This is a genomic window from Micromonospora sp. B11E3, assembly GCF_039871625.1.
GTDB lineage: Bacteria > Actinomycetota > Actinomycetes > Mycobacteriales > Micromonosporaceae > Micromonospora.
On sequence record NZ_JBDPMC010000003.1, the window covers coordinates 77,660 to 92,615 of the forward strand.

Consider the following 14,956-nt stretch of genomic DNA (forward strand, 5'->3'; position numbering starts at 1 on the left):
ACTCACCGGGCGCGGGCCCAGCCGGTGAAGCGCTCGGCCAGGTTGACACTGTCCAGCTCCGCCAGTTGCTCGACGGCCTCCGTATGAAGGGTCGTCAGGTAGATCATCAGGGCCGCCCGGTCCTCGCGGTACTCGGCGAGAAGACGCAGCTTCGCCGACGAGCAGGGCCAGGCGATCCCGCACGCCTGGCAGCGCCAGGTGGGGCGGCTCGGCAGGTGTTCCCTCCGCCTCACGCTGGCACACTCACGCGGCGAGCCCTCTGGGCCGGGCGGCGAGTGAAACGCTCGCAGCAAGTTACGGACCGTTGAACCGCCGGCATGCGACCATCGGGGGACGTCTAGGAAAGGTCCCCTGTGATGCCGAGGAACGAGGCGCTGCGTGAGGCACTTGTCATGGCAGGTCTGACCATCGGCGAACTCGCCGCGAAGTGCGAGGTGGACGCGAAGACCGTCGAACGGTGGATCAGCCGGGGTCGCATTCCCCACCCGCGTTCCCGAGTGCGGGCGGCCGGGGTGTTGGGTCAGGATGTTGATGTGCTGTGGCCCGAAGTTGTTCGCCGAACGGTCAAGGTAGGAACCGGCCGTGAGCTGATCGGCGTCTACCCGCGCCGCTCCGACCTGCCGCGCTCGCTCTTCCGAGAGCTGATCGAGCGCGCGGGGTCCCGACTGTGGTTCGGTGGCTACACGAGCTATTTCGTCTGGCTGGAGGTGCCCAACGCGGCGGCCACGCTGGGTGAGAAGGTCCGCAGCGGTGCAGACATACGGTTCCTGTTGGGTGATCCGGATAGCCCGGTCACCACGGAGCGGGAACGTATCGAGGCCACACCGCTGACTCTTGCGACGCGAATCGCCATGACCCGCGCCGAGATCGCCAAGTCTCCGGCGCCGCTGCCGGTACGACTGTCCGACCGACACGTCGCCATGTCCGTCTGGGTCTTCGACGACGAGGCGATCGTGGCGACACACATCGGCGCCGGACTGGGCCAGGACTCGGTGACGCTGCACTTCCGCCGCCGCGAGGCGGGCGGTCCCTTCGACCGGTACGTGGAGCACTTCGAGGCGCTCTGGACGGACGCCCAGAGCCCCCAGCGAGACTGACAGTCGACCAGCACGGCAGGTGCGGTCAGCTCGGTGACCAGCCGGCCGCCCGCAGGCCGGCCCAGGTGCCGCAGAAGACGGCTCCTCGACGACCCCCGTCGGCGTCCCGCTCACCGGAAGAGCCCATGCACCGGCGCAGATCTTGGAGGATTTCGGCCCCTACAGGGGCCGATTCGCACCAAGATCCGCTATGGGTGCCCGTTCCCGGGCGGCCAGCGTCAATCGATGGGCTGGCCGGTGCCGAGCGGTGACGGAATCGGCAACGCGAGCGGCAACGGGCACGGGAACGGCAGCGGGATGGGGAGCGGCAGCGGCGCGGCCGTGGGCGACGGGTCCGGCGTCGGCCGGCCGGTGGCCGCCGGTGACAGTGTCGGGGACGGGCGCGGCGACCGGGTCGACGGGGACGGCGCCGCGGGCCGGGTGGTGGGGGACGTACTGGGACGTGCCGCCCCCGGAACGGGTCGCTCGGGAGCGGCCGGCCGCGGGCGGCGCGGGACGGCGGTGGCCTGGGTCCGCGCGGGCGAGGCGGCCGGTGCGGGCTGGTCGGTCGCCGGCACCGGGACGACCACCGGGCCCACCGACGGCGTGGGGATGAACGGGGTGCTGCTGTCCGGCAGGGCACTGCTGCCGACGGTGGCCGAGCCGGCGCTGATCGCGGCGAGGATCGGCATGGAGGCGGTGCCGGCGAGCAGGGCGACGGTGAGGAGGTATCCCCGGCCGGCGCCGGCGCCGGCGGCGCGGTGCGCCCCGACCACCCGCCGGTAGCCGGCCGCGGCCCGGTGCCGGCCGGGGAACGGAACGGCGGGCTCCTCACCTGGCTCGGACACGCGCCCCTCCTTCTCGTCGGCCACTGCCCGTCCGGCGGCGGCGTCGCGCGAAGAGGCCGGACTAAGCGGACATAACTACCTAAATGCCACGTTGGGCTGCATTCAGCTTGGACCAGTGGCGCTCAGTCCACCAGGCGCCACAGCGTGTCGACACACATTTTGTCCGGCCCGGTGGGAGGCGGGGTGCCGATATATGACAAAGACCCCGATCGGCCGTCAAGCCGACAATGGCCTGGGACAGGCCGGGCGTACTGTGGGCCGCCTCACCTGCCTCTGCGAATATGGACCACGACGGCAACGCAGCCGCGACCTCCGCGCACCCCCGGCGGCAGGCACGGCTGAGCGCCGGCGCTCCCGAACCGGGTTCCCCCGAGCCCGGCTCACGCCGCGCGGCAACCCCGACCAGGGCTAGGCGCGGCCGCCAGGAACCGCCCGGCACCCGGCCGGACGGCCCACCACTTGCGCGGACGGGTCACCCCCGGCGCCGACGCATACACGACAGGGAGAGACGGATGGCAAAGGGCGATCCCGGGGTCACCACCCGCGGCCGGCGGGCTGCACCCCGTTCCAAGCCGAAGGCCACCGCGAGCACCGGTGACCCGGAGCTCGTACAACTGCTCACACCCGAGGGCGAACGCATCGAGAGCGCGTTCGGCCCCGACGGGACCGAGTACCGCGTCGGCTTCACCGACGAGGAGTACCGCGGGCTGTACCGCGACCTCGTACTGGTCCGCAAGCTCGACGCCGAGGCCACCGCGTTGCAGCGGCAGGGCGAGCTGGGCCTGTGGGCCAGCCTGCTGGGCCAGGAGGCCGCGCAGGTCGGTTCCGGCCGCGCGCTACGGCCGCAGGACATGGCCTTCCCGACATACCGGGAGCACGGCGTCCTCTACTGCCGCGGGATCGACCCGATCATGCCGCTCGGCCTGTTCCGCGGCGTCGACCAGGGCGGCTGGGACCCGAACGAGTTCAAGTTCAACATGTACACGATCGTGATCGGGGCGCAGACCCTGCACGCGACCGGATACGCCATGGGCGTCGCCATGGACGGCAAGACCGGCGGCGACGAGGGCGAGGCGGTGATCGCGTACTTCGGCGACGGCGCCACCAGCCAGGGCGACGTGAACGAGTCGTTCGTCTGGGCCAGCGTCTTCAACGCCCCCCTGGTGTTCTTCTGCCAGAACAACCAGTACGCCATCTCCCAGCCGCTGGAGCGGCAGACCCGCGTACCGCTCTACCGGCGGGCCGGCGGCTTCGGCTTCCCCGGCGTACGGGTGGACGGCAACGACGTCCTCGCCTCGTACGCGGTGACCCGGCACGCGCTGGACAACGCGCGGCACGGGCAGGGCCCGAGCCTGATCGAGGCGTACACCTACCGGATGGGCGCCCACACCACCTCCGACGACCCGACCCGGTACCGCATCGCCAGCGAGGTCGAGTCCTGGCAGGCCAAGGACCCGATCGCCCGGATGAGGGCGTTCCTGACGAAGCAGCAGATCGCCGACGAGTCGTTCTTCGCCGAGGTCGACGCGCAGGCCCGCGCCGAGTCCGTGGACCTGCGCGAGCGGGTGCTGGCCATGCCCGACCCGGAGCCGCTGACGCTGTTCGACCACGTGTACCCCAACGGCTCGCCGGAGCTCGACCGGCAGCGCGAGCAGTTCGGCACCTACCTGGCTTCGTTCGAGGGGAGCGCCCACTGATGGCCACGGAGACGCTCACCCTCGGCAAGGCCCTCAACGCCGGCCTGCGCCGGGCCCTGGAGCACGACCAGAAGGTCGTCATCATGGGCGAGGACGTCGGCAAGCTCGGCGGCGTCTTCCGGATCACCGACGGGCTCCAGAAGGACTTCGGCGACCAGCGGGTGATCGACACCCCGCTGGCCGAGTCCGGCATCATCGGCACCGCGGTCGGCCTGGCCATCCGCGGCTTCCGCCCGGTCTGCGAGATCCAGTTCGACGGCTTCGTGTACCCCGCGTACGACCAGATCGTGTCGCAGGTGGCGAAGATGCACTACCGCTCGCGGGGCAAGCTCAACATCCCGATGGTCATCCGCATCCCGTACGGCGGCGGCATCGGCGCGGTCGAACACCACTCCGAGTCGCCGGAGGCGTACTTCGCGCACACCGCCGGCCTGAAGGTGGTGAGCTGCGGCAACCCGCAGGACGCGTACTGGATGATCCAGCAGGCGATCGCCTCGGACGACCCGATCGTCTTCCTGGAGCCGAAGCGGCGCTACTGGGAGAAGGGGCAGGTCGAGCTGGACGCCCCGCTGTCCGAGGCGTACCCGCTGCACGCCGCACGCGTCGTGCGGCCCGGCACCGACGCCACCCTGCTGGCGTACGGGCCGATGGTGCGGACCTGCCTGGACGCGGCGACGGCCGCGGCCGAGGACGGCCGGGAGCTGGAGGTCGTCGACCTGCGAACGCTGTCCCCGCTGGACCTGACCGCCGTGTACGAGTCGGTGCGGCGCACCGGCCGCTGCGTGGTGGTCCACGAGGCCCCGAGCAACCTGGGTCTCGGCGCGGAGATCGCGGCCCGGATCACCGAGGAGTGCTTCTACTCCCTGGAGTCCCCGGTGCTGCGGGTGACCGGCTTCGACACCCCCTACCCGGCGTCCCGGGTGGAGGAGGAGTACCTGCCCGACCTCGACCGGGTGCTCGACGGCGTCGACCGCACCTTCGGCTGGTGAGCGGCATGTCGCGGATCAAGGAGTTCAACCTTCCCGACCTGGGCGAGGGCCTGACCGAGGGCGAGATCCTCGCCTGGCTGGTCAAGGTCGGCGACGTCATCGAGCTGAACCAGCCCATCGTCGAGGTGGAGACGGCCAAGGCGGCCGTCGAGATCCCGGCGAAGTGGGCCGGCCAGGTGCACGCGATCTTCCACCCGGAGGGAAGCACGGTCGAGGTCGGCACCCCGATCATCGCGATCGACACCGACCCGGGCGCCGGGCCGGTCGAGGCGTCGACCACCGCTGCCCCGGCTTCCGACCTGCCCACCCCGTCGGCGGCGTCGCTGGCCGCGGTCGAGGTGGCCCCGAGCGAGGGCATGGTCGAGCCGGGTCTGATCGGCGGCGTCGCCCCGGGCGGGCGGACGGCCGTGCTCGTCGGCTACGGCCCGCGTACCACCGCGGCGAAGCGGCGGCCCCGCAAGGGCGGCGTCCCGGCGCAGGCCAGCGCAGCCCCGGCGCAGGCCAGCACGGTCCCGGCGCAGGTCGCGGCGGCACCGGCCCCGGTCGTCACCGCGCCGGCCGCGCCGGCCGTCAATGGTGGCGGCCGGACCGGCGGGCTGGTGCTGGCCAAGCCACCGGTGCGCAAGCTCGCCAAGGACCTCGGCGTCGACCTGGCCGCGCTGACCGGGTCGGGCCCGCAGGGCTCGATCACCCGGGAGGACGTCCAGCGGGCGGCGGACGCCCCCACGACGGCGGCCGAGCCGCTGACGGCCGCGGCCCCGGCCACCGCCGCGGCGAGCTTCGGCGCGGACCGCGAGCGGCGCATCCCCGTCAAGGGGGTACGCAGGCTCACGGCCGAGAACATGTCCCGCTCGGCCTTCACCGCCCCACACGTGACGGAGTTCCTGACCGTCGACGTGACCCGGGCGATGAAGGCCCTGGACCGGCTCCGCGGCCGGCGCGAGTGGCGCGACGTCCGGATCTCGCCGCTGCTGCTGGTCGCCAAGGCGGTGCTGCTGGCGGTCAAGCGTCACCCGATGGTCAACTCGACCTGGGCCGGCGACGAGATCGTCGTCAAGGAGTACGTCAACCTGGGCATCGCGGCGGCCACCGAACGCGGCCTGATCGTGCCAAACATCAAGGACGCCGGCCGGCTCTCGCTCCGGGAGCTGGCGGACGCGCTGACCGACCTGGTGCAGACGGCGAAGGCCGGCCGCACCTCGCCGGCTGACATGTCCGCCGGCACCCTGACGATCACCAACGTCGGGGTGTTCGGGGTGGACACCGGCACGCCGATCCTGCCTCCGGGCGAGTCGGCGATCCTGGCCTTCGGCGCGGTCCGCGAGCAGCCCTGGGTGCACAAGGGGAAGGTCCGTCCCCGCCAGGTCACCACGCTGGGCCTGTCCTTCGATCACCGGATCATCGACGGTGAGCTGGGCTCGAAGTTCCTACGCGACGTCGGGGACTTCCTGACCGACCCGGAGGCGGCGCTGCTGGCCTGGACCTGACGGTCGAGTAGCACCAACCACGGCCGGTGTGCCACGGGTGAACGCCCGGCACACCGGCCGTGTCCATTGGGGAAAGAACGTCGGCCATCAGGCCCTGTGAGCCTACGATCCTTAGGCAGGTGGCGGAGCTCACCTAATAATCGATGGAAGTTCGGGTCGGGATGCGCTTGAATAGAGACATCAGGGGCCGACAACCGAATAGCCAGGAGCTGAGACCCAGATGAGCATGATCGAGCGAATCCGCAACCGCCGCGACGCCAACCGCCGCGCCCGTGCCATCGAGCACGCGCTGCGCTCCGCCACCTCGCCCGCGGTTCGCGAGGAGCTTCTCGCCATCGCCCAGCGTCACATGAGCTGACTCACACCGACTCTCCTCGCCTCCTCCAGTTCGATGACCCGCCCGGTGGACCCCGGGCGGGTCATCGGCGTTCCGGACCGATTGACACCGGGATTCCGCCTCGCGACACCGCCCGGTACGGTTGGGACTCGGTCGTCGGCCGCCCACCCGGACCCGTCGCGCTCGATAGAAGCTGCTCGACACCGTCCGACTACGCGGAGTGACGGCCGGTGCTCCCCGGACGCCATGGACGGCCACCGGATACGGTGCGGGGAGCCCGCACGGCCGGTACCCCCGGCGGCGCCGGCTTCGCCGACGCACCGGGTCGGCATCGGCGGCCAACATGTCATGGAGGAGGCGCACCGATGACGTCCGAGGGCCCGCACCACCCCGGCCAGCAGCCGGACGAGGTGTCGCCGGGCGCCGGCGCACCGGCGCCGTACGGCGTCGCCAACCCGGACCTGGGCTGGGCACCCCCACCGCCCGCCGCCCGGCCGAACCCGCCCGCGCCCGCCTGGGCGGCACAGCACGACCAGCCGCCGACCGCGGCCTGGGGCGCCGTCCCAGTCCCGCCGAACGACCAGCCCCCGACCGCCGCGTGGACCGCGCCGCAGGGCAACCCGTGGGGCGCCACGCCGCCGGGCGACCAGCCGTCGGCCGCCGCCCGGGGAGCCGCCCAGGTGCCACAGCCACAGCCGGGCGAGCCCGCGGCCTGGGGGCAGCAGCAGCCCGCCGCCACGCAGCCCGCCTGGACCCAGTCCGACCAGCCGGCGTACGCACAGGGCGAGCAGGGCGGCCCTGCCTGGACCCCCGGTCAGGGCGAGCAGGGCGCCCCCGCCTGGACTCCCGGCCAGGGCGAGCAAGGCGGCCCCGCCTGGACCCCCGGCCAGGGCGAGCAGGGCGCCCCCGCCTGGACCCCCGGCCAGCCCGCGCCGAACGGCAACGTCCAGCCCGCCTGGGGGGCGCAGCCCGACCAGCCGGCGCCCGCCTGGGGCGGAGCGGCCGAACCGGCCCCGCCCGCCTGGGGCCAGGCCGAGCCCGCCGTCCGCGGCGCCGCCCGCGTCCCCGGCCCGGCCAACCCTCCCCAGGAGGCCTGGCACAACCCCGACGACCCAGCCCGCTCCGGCGGCTGGAACGCAACCCAGCAGGACGACCCCGCCCACTCCGGCGGCTGGAACGCGGCCCAGCAGGACGACCCCGCCCGCTCGGGCGGCTGGACGGCGGGAGCGCCCGCCGAGCAGCAGGACGACCCGGCCCGCTCGGACGGCTGGGTCGCCGGCTCCCCGGCTGCCGCCCAGGACGACCCGGCGCGCTCGGGTGGCTGGACGGCGGGCCCGCCGGCGGAGCAGCAGCCCGGGGCGGCCGAGCAGGCCCCGCCCGCCTGGGGCCAGGCCGAGCCCGCCGCCCGTGGCGCCGCCCGCGTCCCCGCCAGCCCGCCGCAGGAGGCGTGGCACAACCCCGACGACCCCGCCCGCTCCGGCGGCTGGACGGCGGGAGCGCCCGCCGAGCAGCAGGACGACCCGGCCCGCTCGGGCGGCTGGACGGCGACGGCGGGGCAGCGCGACGACCAGCCCCAGCCAAGTGCCTGGCCCGCCGCGGACGAATCGGGCCAGGCCGGCGCGTGGGGTGGTGCCCCGGCGCCAGCGCAGCAGGACGCTCGCCCGGAGGCGCCCGGCTGGGCGTCGGCCGAGCCCACCTCCGTGCCACCGGCCCGCGCCACCGGGGGTGTCGGCGTCGATGGGCAACCCGCCTGGGGCGCCCCGGCGGAGGACCCGCAGCCGTGGTCGGCCGAGCGGCCCGCCGTGCCGGACGTCGAGCCGTGGGCGCCGGGCGAGGCATGGGGTCGCGCCGAGGCCGAAGCCGCCGCGCAGCAGCAGGCCGCCGGGGGGTGGGAGCCCGACCAGCCGAAGGACCGGCCGCTGTACCAGCCGGCCCCGGCGCCCGGGATCTCGCCGGCCAACGCCGTCCCTCTGCCGCCGCAGGAGCAGCGCGTGCCGGGCGCCAGCCTGGCCGCCGCCCCGCCGGCCGACTACGCCCCACCGGCCGACTACGCGCCGCCGGCCGACTACGCGCCGCCGGCCCAGTTCGCCCCCGGGGGCGAGCCGCCGGCCCGCGCCGAGCAGCCCGGAACGGAGTCGGCGGGCGTCGACGCCGGGTGGGGCCGGACGGAGGATCCCCAGTCACCCGCCGGCCCGTTCGTGCCCGCTCCGCGGGCCTCGGCGGAATCCGGCGCGTCCGCCCGGGCCGCCGTGCCCGTGTCGGGCGGTGAGGCACCGGCCGGCGGCGGGAGCATCTCGGCGAGCGCCTCCGTGCCGATGGCCAGCCGGGTGGCGCCGACCGACCAGCCGGTCCACCCCGGTGGCACGCCCGCGCCCCAGCCCCGGGTCTACGGCCGCCCCTCCCGTCCGGAGCCGGTCGCCGAGCCGGCGCAGGCGGAGGAGCCGGCGTTCCATGCCGACCACAACCCGCCCCCGGCGCGGTACGACGACCCCGGCACGCAGGGCCGGTACGACGACCGGGGACCGCTGCGGTTCGACGAGCCGCAGCAGCACGGTTTCGGCGACGGGTCGGCCCAGCAACACGGGTTCGGAGAACCGGCCCAGCAGCACGGATTCGGCGACGGGCCTGGGCAGCAGCACGGCTTCGGGGAGCCGACGCAGCAGCACGGCTTCGGCGACGGGCCGGGGATGGCCCCGCCCGCGTTCCCGTCCGGCATGCCGTCGTTCGCGGACCCGGTCCCCAGTAACCGGCCGATGAACGGGACCCGCCCGCACGGCGGCCCCGAGCGTCCGGATGAGCGGTTCGGTGGCCCGGGCACACCGGCCGGCGGCCACGGCGCGGGCCCGAACCCGTTCGGCGAGCCGGACCACGGCGGGTTCCCGCCCGCTTTCCCGCCCGGCGGTCCCCACCAAGCCGGCGGTCCCCACCAGGCCGGCGGCCCGCAGCAGGCTGCCCCGCCGTGGGGCGCGGAGCCGGAGCAGAACCGGTTCGACTCGTTCAAGCCGGACGCCGCCGAGCCGAAGGCCGAGGCGCCGACGCCGAAGGTCCGCAACGGCCGGGTGCTGGCCGTCGTGCTGCTGGCCGCCGTGCTGATCCTGGCCGTGCCGCTGGGCCTGCTGTTCCTGCTCGGCAAGGTCGGCGGCGACGAGAAGCCGGCGGGCTTCAACCCGGCCGTGGGCTCGTGCGTCAAGCAGTCGGACGGCACCGCGGCGGCGGCGACCTGCGGCGAGGCCGGCTCCTTCACCGTGGTCTCGCGGGCCGACAACAAGGACAAGTGCGCCGACCCGGCTCAGCCGTACGTCGTCCTGCCCGGCAGCGGGGCCGACCGGGTGCTCTGCCTCAAGCCGGCGAGCAAGTAACGCGACGCGGGGAAGGCGGGGCCACGGACACCGTGGCCCCGCCTTCGTCGTACGGGTGGTGTGATCGAACCGGCCGCGGGGGCGGGCGGGTCGGGCCGCGCCCGTCGGGCAGACTGAGGGCATGAGCGCACGAGTACGGGCTCCGGAGCTGCGCGGACGGGGCTGGCTGAACACCGGTGGGCGGGACCTGAAGCTGTCCGATCTACGCGGCAAGATCACGATCGCAGAATTTTTGGCGTACACGAAGGTCTAACAAACCTGCTGCTACGCTCCGCCGCATGACCGCCCCTGACATCCCCCTCGACCCTGTACACCTCGACCCCGAGCGACAGCGCTCCTGCTCCCCTCGCGAGCTGCTCGACCCGTCCCGCTGCTGCGCCCTCTACCTGCGCAGGTCGCACAAGAACGCAGAAGGCGACGCCCGTAACGGGCGCTCGCTGGCCGAGCAGGAGGCAGAAGAGCGCGACCTCGCCGCGCGTCTCGGCCTGGCCGTCGTCGCAGTCTTCATCGAGCGCGAAGGCACCGGCGCGTCTCGCTACTCGCTGAAGGCCCGCCCAGAGTGGATGAAGGCACTCGCCGAGCTGCGCGTCGGCGACCGCTTCCGCACGCTCCTCGTCTGGGCGCTGGACCGCGCCGACCGTCGAGGAGCAGTCGAGATCGGCCGCATCCTCGACGAGCACGCCGACGGCTCGCGTCGCATCCTCGGCGTGGACGGCACCGACACGGGCGACTCCCGTCGTCGTATGGAGCACATCCTCCGCGCCGAGCTGGCCCGCGAGGAGATCGAGAACCTCTCGAAGCGCGTGTCTCGCGCGAAGCGCTTCCGCCGCGCTGAGGGCGCCTGGTTGGGCGGCCCCGCCCCGTACGGCACGCGCAACGAAGGCGGGAAGCTGGTGCGCGACCCGGAGACGTTCCCGATCGCTCGACGCATCGCCGACGAGCTGCTCGCAGGCGAGACGATCTGGGGCGTCACGAAGCGCCTTAACGACGAAGGCGTCGCGTCCCCGCGCGGTAAGACCTGGGGCATCGGGACGGTCGCCAACCTCATCCGGTCGCCCGGCTGGGCGGGACTCCAGTCGATCCGCGAGAAGCTGCCCTCGGGTCGATGGAAGGCGACCGCAGAGCCCTACCTCGACGAGAAGGGCCAGACGGTGAGCCTCGGCGAAGGTGTCATCACTCCTGCCGAACGCGCTCGCCTGCTAAAGCTCGTCGATCAGCGCGCAGAGGTTAGCGCCCGCAATGGTCGCTTCGTGAAGGTCGGCGATCGACCCAGCACGTCGTTTCTCGCAGACGTCCTCACCTGTGCCCACTGCGGCTCACGCACGCAGCGCAGCGGGCGCACTACCTGCAAGGTCTACCGCTGCGGCAACTACGGCAACGCGAAGGGCTGTGTAGGTTTCAGCGCACCTGTCGCCGACACCGACGAAGCCGTCGCGCTCGCTTTCCTGCGTCGCCTCGCCGCGCTGGAGCCCGGCGACCCGCTGCTCGAAGCAGTCGCAGACGCCTGGGTCGCTCGCGTCGCGCCCGAAGACCTGGCCGCCCGCGATGCCGCGCAGGACGCGCTCGACGCCGCCCGCGCCGACCTCGCTCGCGTGCGCCGCCTGGTCGCTGCGGGCACCTTCAATGAAGAGGACGCCGCCGAGGTCATGCCCGAGCTTCGAGCGAAGGTGAAGGCTGCCGAGGACGCTCTCGCGAGCCTGCCCATGCCTGAGGCTGATATCTCGCCGCTGCTCGACCTCGCGCAGGGCATCCCTGCGTGGTTTGACCTGCCCGAGGGGGAGCGTCGAGGTCTGCTCGGCTTGGCCGTCGCGAAGGTCGAGGTTACGCGCGCTGGTCGACAGGGCCTGCGATTCAAGCCCGAGGAGCGTCTGCTGATCGTCTGGGCGGACGGCACGACCTCGCACCCCGCGCCTGTGGTCGACGAGACGGCCGCGAAGGTCGCTGCCCTCCTGGCCGAGAACCCGTCCGCCACGGCGCGAGAGGTCGCCGAGGTTATCGGGCGCTCGACGAGGACCGCCTACGAGTACTTGAAGACTGCTCGCGCGATGCTCACCGCCTAGACCGCACCACCTCGCACCACAACCAAATAAAGCAGGCCCCGAGCGAGCGATTGCAGCGCTGCCCGAGGCCCTAACGAGACGTAGGAGGTCTCGCTATGTCCGACCCTACCTGGCGCTCGGCGCGCCTCGTCGCTGCCTATGCCGGCCCCGCTCGGGGCCTCGTCGCGTACCTCGCGACTCTCGCCGCTGTCGTCGCGACCGCCGCCCGGCCGAACGGGGGCGCGCGATGACCGCCCCCGCCCCTGCTCGTTCGCTCGACGAGCTGCTGCCCGCCGCCCGTAACCTCGTCGAGGAGGTGGGCGGAATCCCCTCGCGTAACCGCATCATGTCCGACCTGCGCGTAGGCGCGCCGAAGGCGACCGCCCTGCGCGGCGCTCTGATCGCTGAGGCTGCCGCCGCTGAGGTCGTCCCGGACCCGTGGACCTTCGCCGAGTCTGCGCCGGGTCTGGTGCCAGTCTCGCCCGCGCCTGCCGGGTCTGCCCTGGGCGTACCAGGTCTGACCTCGACGCCCACCAGGTCTGCGCCAGGTACGCCCGACGTACTGGCCGCGCCTGGCGAGTCTGATCGAGTCTCGTCGCCTGTGCTCGTCGAGCACCCGCCCGCCTCGCCCGTCGAGGAGTCGCCGCAGGTCGCGCCCGGTGGACACCTGGGCACCCGCCCTGCGTCGCGTCGACCTCGTCGAGTCTCGACGTGGCCGCTCGTGCTGATCGGCCTGCCCGCCTTCGTCGCGATCTGGTCCGGCTGGGTGGGCCGGGGCGCACTCACCGGGTTCGGTGTCGTGCACCCGCTGCCCGGCATCGCAGACTCCTTCAGCGTCAACACTGCGATAACGCTGCCGGTGGGCGTCGAGGTCTACGCCGCCTACTCGCTGCGGGCGTGGCTGTCTGGCGACGTCCCGCGACGCGCTCGCAGGTTCGCGAAGTGGTCCGGCATCGGCTCGCTCGTCGTGGGCGCCCTCGGCCAGGTCGCATACCACCTGCTCGTCGCTGCGGGCATCGAGGCTGCGCCGTGGCAGATAACGACGCTGGTCGCCTGTCTGCCCGTCGCAGTGCTGGGCATGGCTGCTGCGCTCGCGCACCTGATGCACGAGGACGCCGACGAGTAGACCAGCACCGCCCAGGAGCGCCCTACGACCTCGACGTCGTGGGGCGCTCTCGCGCGTTTACACGAGCGACGCGTCGTGCCGCTGCGGGAAGTAGCCTCGCCCCTCGTGCACGAAGACGACCTCGCGAGGTGCGACTCGTCGAGTGAAGCGCCGCTCAAACCACACTTCGCCTCGACGCTTGTCGGCGTCGCCGACAGTTGCGACCAGCGCGCGGCCCGCCGGCATGTGTCGGCCGCCCGCGCGATGATGGCCACGGCCGCCGTCTAACCGCCCCCAGCAGGGTCGGCCGGTCGCTGGCCGGTCGGCCCTGGGCAGGAGTTACCCGTAGAAGTCGCTGTAGTACTCGTCGATCTCGTCCTTGGCCCTCTGTTCATTGTCTGTTGCCGCATCCACGGCGGCCAGGTAGTCCGAGACGCCGAGTAGCGCGTTATGGAACTCGTTAAGGTCGAGCCGGTCGACACCCCGCAACGCTGGGTGTCCATCTTTTCGGACGCTGTATCTGAATTCTTGGCCGTCGGCGTCGAGTTTCGCGAGCTGGGTTAGGACGCGGGTGACATGTCCAAGTTCCTTGTGCTGACCGTGGGCCGCGACAATCAGCGGGCGGACCTCGCCCCAAAGAGCGTCGATCTTGTGGTGTGGCCGGTTAACCGACGGCTGGCCCTGGAGATGTCGGAGATCGTTTAGTAGGCTTTTGAGGTGCAGCTCTATGTGATGACGCCAGCAGTTTGCAAAGGGGTAGATGAGAAGGTCGTTGTCAAAGCGGCAGCCGGCAATATGCGTGGCCAGGACCTCAGCCGCGCGACGATAACCAGCCATCGGCCCATACGGGTTTCCCCTCTGCCACCCGATCTGGGCGTGATGTTGCCAGTTGTCCCCTATGGCGTGAAGGTCGCTTGCCTTTGACGGCCAGGCCGACTCCTCGTCGTGTGACCCCGTCTCGTGCTCTGCCACGCCGGCCCCCTCGATCGAGCTGCGCTTGCATTCTCCGTTGGCGTCCTGGGGCTTCGCCACCGGTATATGTGCCTCGTCGTCGATGCGAGTCGCTGCCCTGGCCGCGTTGCCGCTTCGCAGGCGGATGTAGGAAGCGCGCGCCGGCCGGGCGGGCACCACGGTGGCCGCGTGACCGCGTACCCGCGTTGTCGTGACCGCCCAAGCGCCGGCGCGCCGCTTGGCCGCCGGCCCCTTCGTCGCTTGCCGGCCGGCGGGCGCTGATGGGCAGCGGTAGGCTCTCGTCGTGGCGAGCAGGACTTGTGGGTGGTGTCGGCGGTTGGCCCATATGTCGCCGAGCGGTGGCGAGGTCGCCGTGCAGGAAGGTCGCGAGGGACCTGGCGAGCGCCCGCCGTTGACGTTGATGGCCGCCTTTAGGTGCAACTCTTGCGGTAAGACAAACCTTGCCCGCATCACGCTCCGTGGTTCTGAGCTTGACCCAGATATGTATGCCGAGGAGATCTTTAGAGTCCTTGACTCCTTCAACGATCGGCTCGAATGGCTCCCGCTCGCGCAACCGACTGGCCGCGCCTTCGCAGACGTTCCTGTTCACATCGCCGAAGCGGCGACGGAGGCTCACAAGTCGCGGGAGATCAACGCGTACCGAGCCTGCCTGATGCTCGCCCGAGCGGTTATCGAGGCGACTGCAAAGGAGATGGGCATCAGGAGCGGCAGTCTCAACTCGAAGATCGAGCAGATGGCAGAACAGCGGATTATCCGTGAACACATCAAGGAGGGGGCGCACGAGATTCGCCACTTCGGCAACGACATGGCGCATGGCGACTTCGTCGACCCTGTCTCGGCCGAGGACGCCGACCTCACCTTGACATTGATGGATGAGGTGCTCTTGGAGGTCTTCCAGTCCCCGGCGCGGGTTGCCAGAGCAAGGAAAGCGCGCCTTGCCAGGATGGGTGCGACGAAGGAATCAACTGTTCGAGACGCCCCGGCTCCAGCCCAGTCGACGTTCACCGGCCGGTGAACACGTTGATCCCTTCCGGCGCATAGGTCATA

14 protein-coding genes are annotated in these 14,956 nt (G+C 72.2%); 11 read left to right on the forward strand and 3 right to left on the reverse strand.

The window, feature by feature from the left end:
• Window positions 1–2: 2 nt before the first annotated feature.
• Window positions 3–233: a flavin reductase gene (locus tag ABGB16_RS02590; RefSeq protein ID WP_347666323.1), complete on the reverse strand. Its 231-nt coding sequence runs from the start codon at window positions 231–233 to the stop codon at window positions 3–5.
• A gap of 123 nt (window positions 234–356) precedes the next feature.
• On the opposite strand from ABGB16_RS02590, the gene ABGB16_RS02595 reads away from it, so the two are divergent.
• Window positions 357–1,097: a helix-turn-helix transcriptional regulator gene (locus ABGB16_RS02595; protein ID WP_347666324.1), complete on the forward strand. Its 741-nt coding sequence runs from the start codon at window positions 357–359 to the stop codon at window positions 1,095–1,097.
• 218 nt (window positions 1,098–1,315) lie between these two features.
• On the opposite strand, the gene ABGB16_RS02600 is transcribed toward ABGB16_RS02595, so the two are convergent.
• Window positions 1,316–1,924, reverse strand: a complete 609-nt coding sequence (locus ABGB16_RS02600; RefSeq protein ID WP_347666325.1) for a hypothetical protein — start codon at window positions 1,922–1,924, stop codon at window positions 1,316–1,318.
• Window positions 1,925–2,436: 512 nt separating this feature from the next.
• Between ABGB16_RS02600 and pdhA the strand changes: the two genes are divergently transcribed.
• The 9 genes from pdhA to ABGB16_RS02645 all read left to right on the forward strand — a co-directional run bounded on the left by pdhA (window position 2,437) and on the right by ABGB16_RS02645 (window position 13,225).
• Entirely contained in the window at window positions 2,437–3,621 is a 1,185-nt protein-coding gene (gene pdhA, locus ABGB16_RS02605; protein ID WP_347666326.1) for a pyruvate dehydrogenase (acetyl-transferring) E1 component subunit alpha, read from the forward strand.
• Window positions 3,621–4,610 carry an alpha-ketoacid dehydrogenase subunit beta gene (locus ABGB16_RS02610; protein ID WP_347666327.1) on the forward strand — a complete coding sequence of 330 codons (990 nt, stop codon included), beginning with the start codon at window positions 3,621–3,623 and terminating at the stop codon, window positions 4,608–4,610. The genes pdhA and ABGB16_RS02610 overlap by 1 nt, the downstream gene beginning before the upstream one ends.
• Before the next feature lie 5 nt (window positions 4,611–4,615).
• On the forward strand, window positions 4,616–6,097 hold the full coding sequence (locus tag ABGB16_RS02615) for a dihydrolipoamide acetyltransferase family protein (protein WP_347666437.1): 1,482 nt from the start codon (window positions 4,616–4,618) through the stop codon (window positions 6,095–6,097).
• A 220-nt stretch (window positions 6,098–6,317) separates the two neighbouring features.
• Complete coding sequence (locus ABGB16_RS02620; protein ID WP_347666328.1) at window positions 6,318–6,455, forward strand: hypothetical protein; 138 nt, start codon at window positions 6,318–6,320, stop codon at window positions 6,453–6,455.
• A 344-nt stretch (window positions 6,456–6,799) separates the two neighbouring features.
• The gene (locus ABGB16_RS02625; protein ID WP_347666329.1) at window positions 6,800–9,793 is read left to right on the forward strand and encodes a hypothetical protein; all 2,994 of its coding nucleotides are present in this window, start codon (window positions 6,800–6,802) and stop codon (window positions 9,791–9,793) included.
• A gap of 121 nt (window positions 9,794–9,914) precedes the next feature.
• Window positions 9,915–10,046 (forward strand): hypothetical protein, encoded by a 132-nt coding sequence (locus ABGB16_RS02630; protein WP_347666330.1) that lies wholly within the window; start codon window positions 9,915–9,917, stop codon window positions 10,044–10,046.
• A gap of 25 nt (window positions 10,047–10,071) precedes the next feature.
• Complete coding sequence (locus ABGB16_RS02635) at window positions 10,072–11,853, forward strand: recombinase family protein (protein ID WP_347666331.1); 1,782 nt, start codon at window positions 10,072–10,074, stop codon at window positions 11,851–11,853.
• A 226-nt stretch (window positions 11,854–12,079) separates the two neighbouring features.
• Window positions 12,080–12,958 carry an ABC transporter permease gene (locus ABGB16_RS02640; protein ID WP_347666332.1) on the forward strand — a complete coding sequence of 293 codons (879 nt, stop codon included), beginning with the start codon at window positions 12,080–12,082 and terminating at the stop codon, window positions 12,956–12,958.
• A gap of 105 nt (window positions 12,959–13,063) precedes the next feature.
• A complete protein-coding gene (locus tag ABGB16_RS02645; RefSeq protein ID WP_347666333.1) occupies window positions 13,064–13,225 on the forward strand; it encodes a hypothetical protein in 162 nt (53 codons plus the stop codon).
• Window positions 13,226–13,276: 51 nt separating this feature from the next.
• On the opposite strand, the gene ABGB16_RS02650 is transcribed toward ABGB16_RS02645, so the two are convergent.
• Window positions 13,277–13,909: a hypothetical protein gene (locus ABGB16_RS02650; RefSeq protein WP_347666334.1), complete on the reverse strand. Its 633-nt coding sequence runs from the start codon at window positions 13,907–13,909 to the stop codon at window positions 13,277–13,279.
• A gap of 283 nt (window positions 13,910–14,192) precedes the next feature.
• On the opposite strand from ABGB16_RS02650, the gene ABGB16_RS02655 reads away from it, so the two are divergent.
• Complete coding sequence (locus ABGB16_RS02655) at window positions 14,193–14,924, forward strand: DUF4145 domain-containing protein (protein ID WP_347666335.1); 732 nt, start codon at window positions 14,193–14,195, stop codon at window positions 14,922–14,924.
• The last annotated feature ends 32 nt before the right edge of the window (window positions 14,925–14,956 follow it).

What these genes read in the sequence shown, in the direction of transcription:
- ABGB16_RS02635 (WP_347666331.1), top strand. Translation starts at nt 10,072, where the DNA reads ATGACCGCCCCTGACATCCCCCTCGACCCTGTACACCTCGACCCCGAG.
- ABGB16_RS02615 (WP_347666437.1), top strand. Translation starts at nt 4,616, where the DNA reads ATGTCGCGGATCAAGGAGTTCAACCTTCCCGACCTGGGCGAGGGCCTG.
- ABGB16_RS02630 (WP_347666330.1), top strand. Translation starts at nt 9,915, where the DNA reads ATGAGCGCACGAGTACGGGCTCCGGAGCTGCGCGGACGGGGCTGGCTG.
- ABGB16_RS02595 (WP_347666324.1), top strand. Translation starts at nt 357, where the DNA reads ATGCCGAGGAACGAGGCGCTGCGTGAGGCACTTGTCATGGCAGGTCTG.
- ABGB16_RS02625 (WP_347666329.1), top strand. Translation starts at nt 6,800, where the DNA reads ATGACGTCCGAGGGCCCGCACCACCCCGGCCAGCAGCCGGACGAGGTG.
- pdhA (WP_347666326.1), top strand. Translation starts at nt 2,437, where the DNA reads ATGGCAAAGGGCGATCCCGGGGTCACCACCCGCGGCCGGCGGGCTGCA.
- ABGB16_RS02640 (WP_347666332.1), top strand. Translation starts at nt 12,080, where the DNA reads ATGACCGCCCCCGCCCCTGCTCGTTCGCTCGACGAGCTGCTGCCCGCC.
- ABGB16_RS02620 (WP_347666328.1), top strand. Translation starts at nt 6,318, where the DNA reads ATGAGCATGATCGAGCGAATCCGCAACCGCCGCGACGCCAACCGCCGC.
- ABGB16_RS02610 (WP_347666327.1), top strand. Translation starts at nt 3,621, where the DNA reads ATGGCCACGGAGACGCTCACCCTCGGCAAGGCCCTCAACGCCGGCCTG.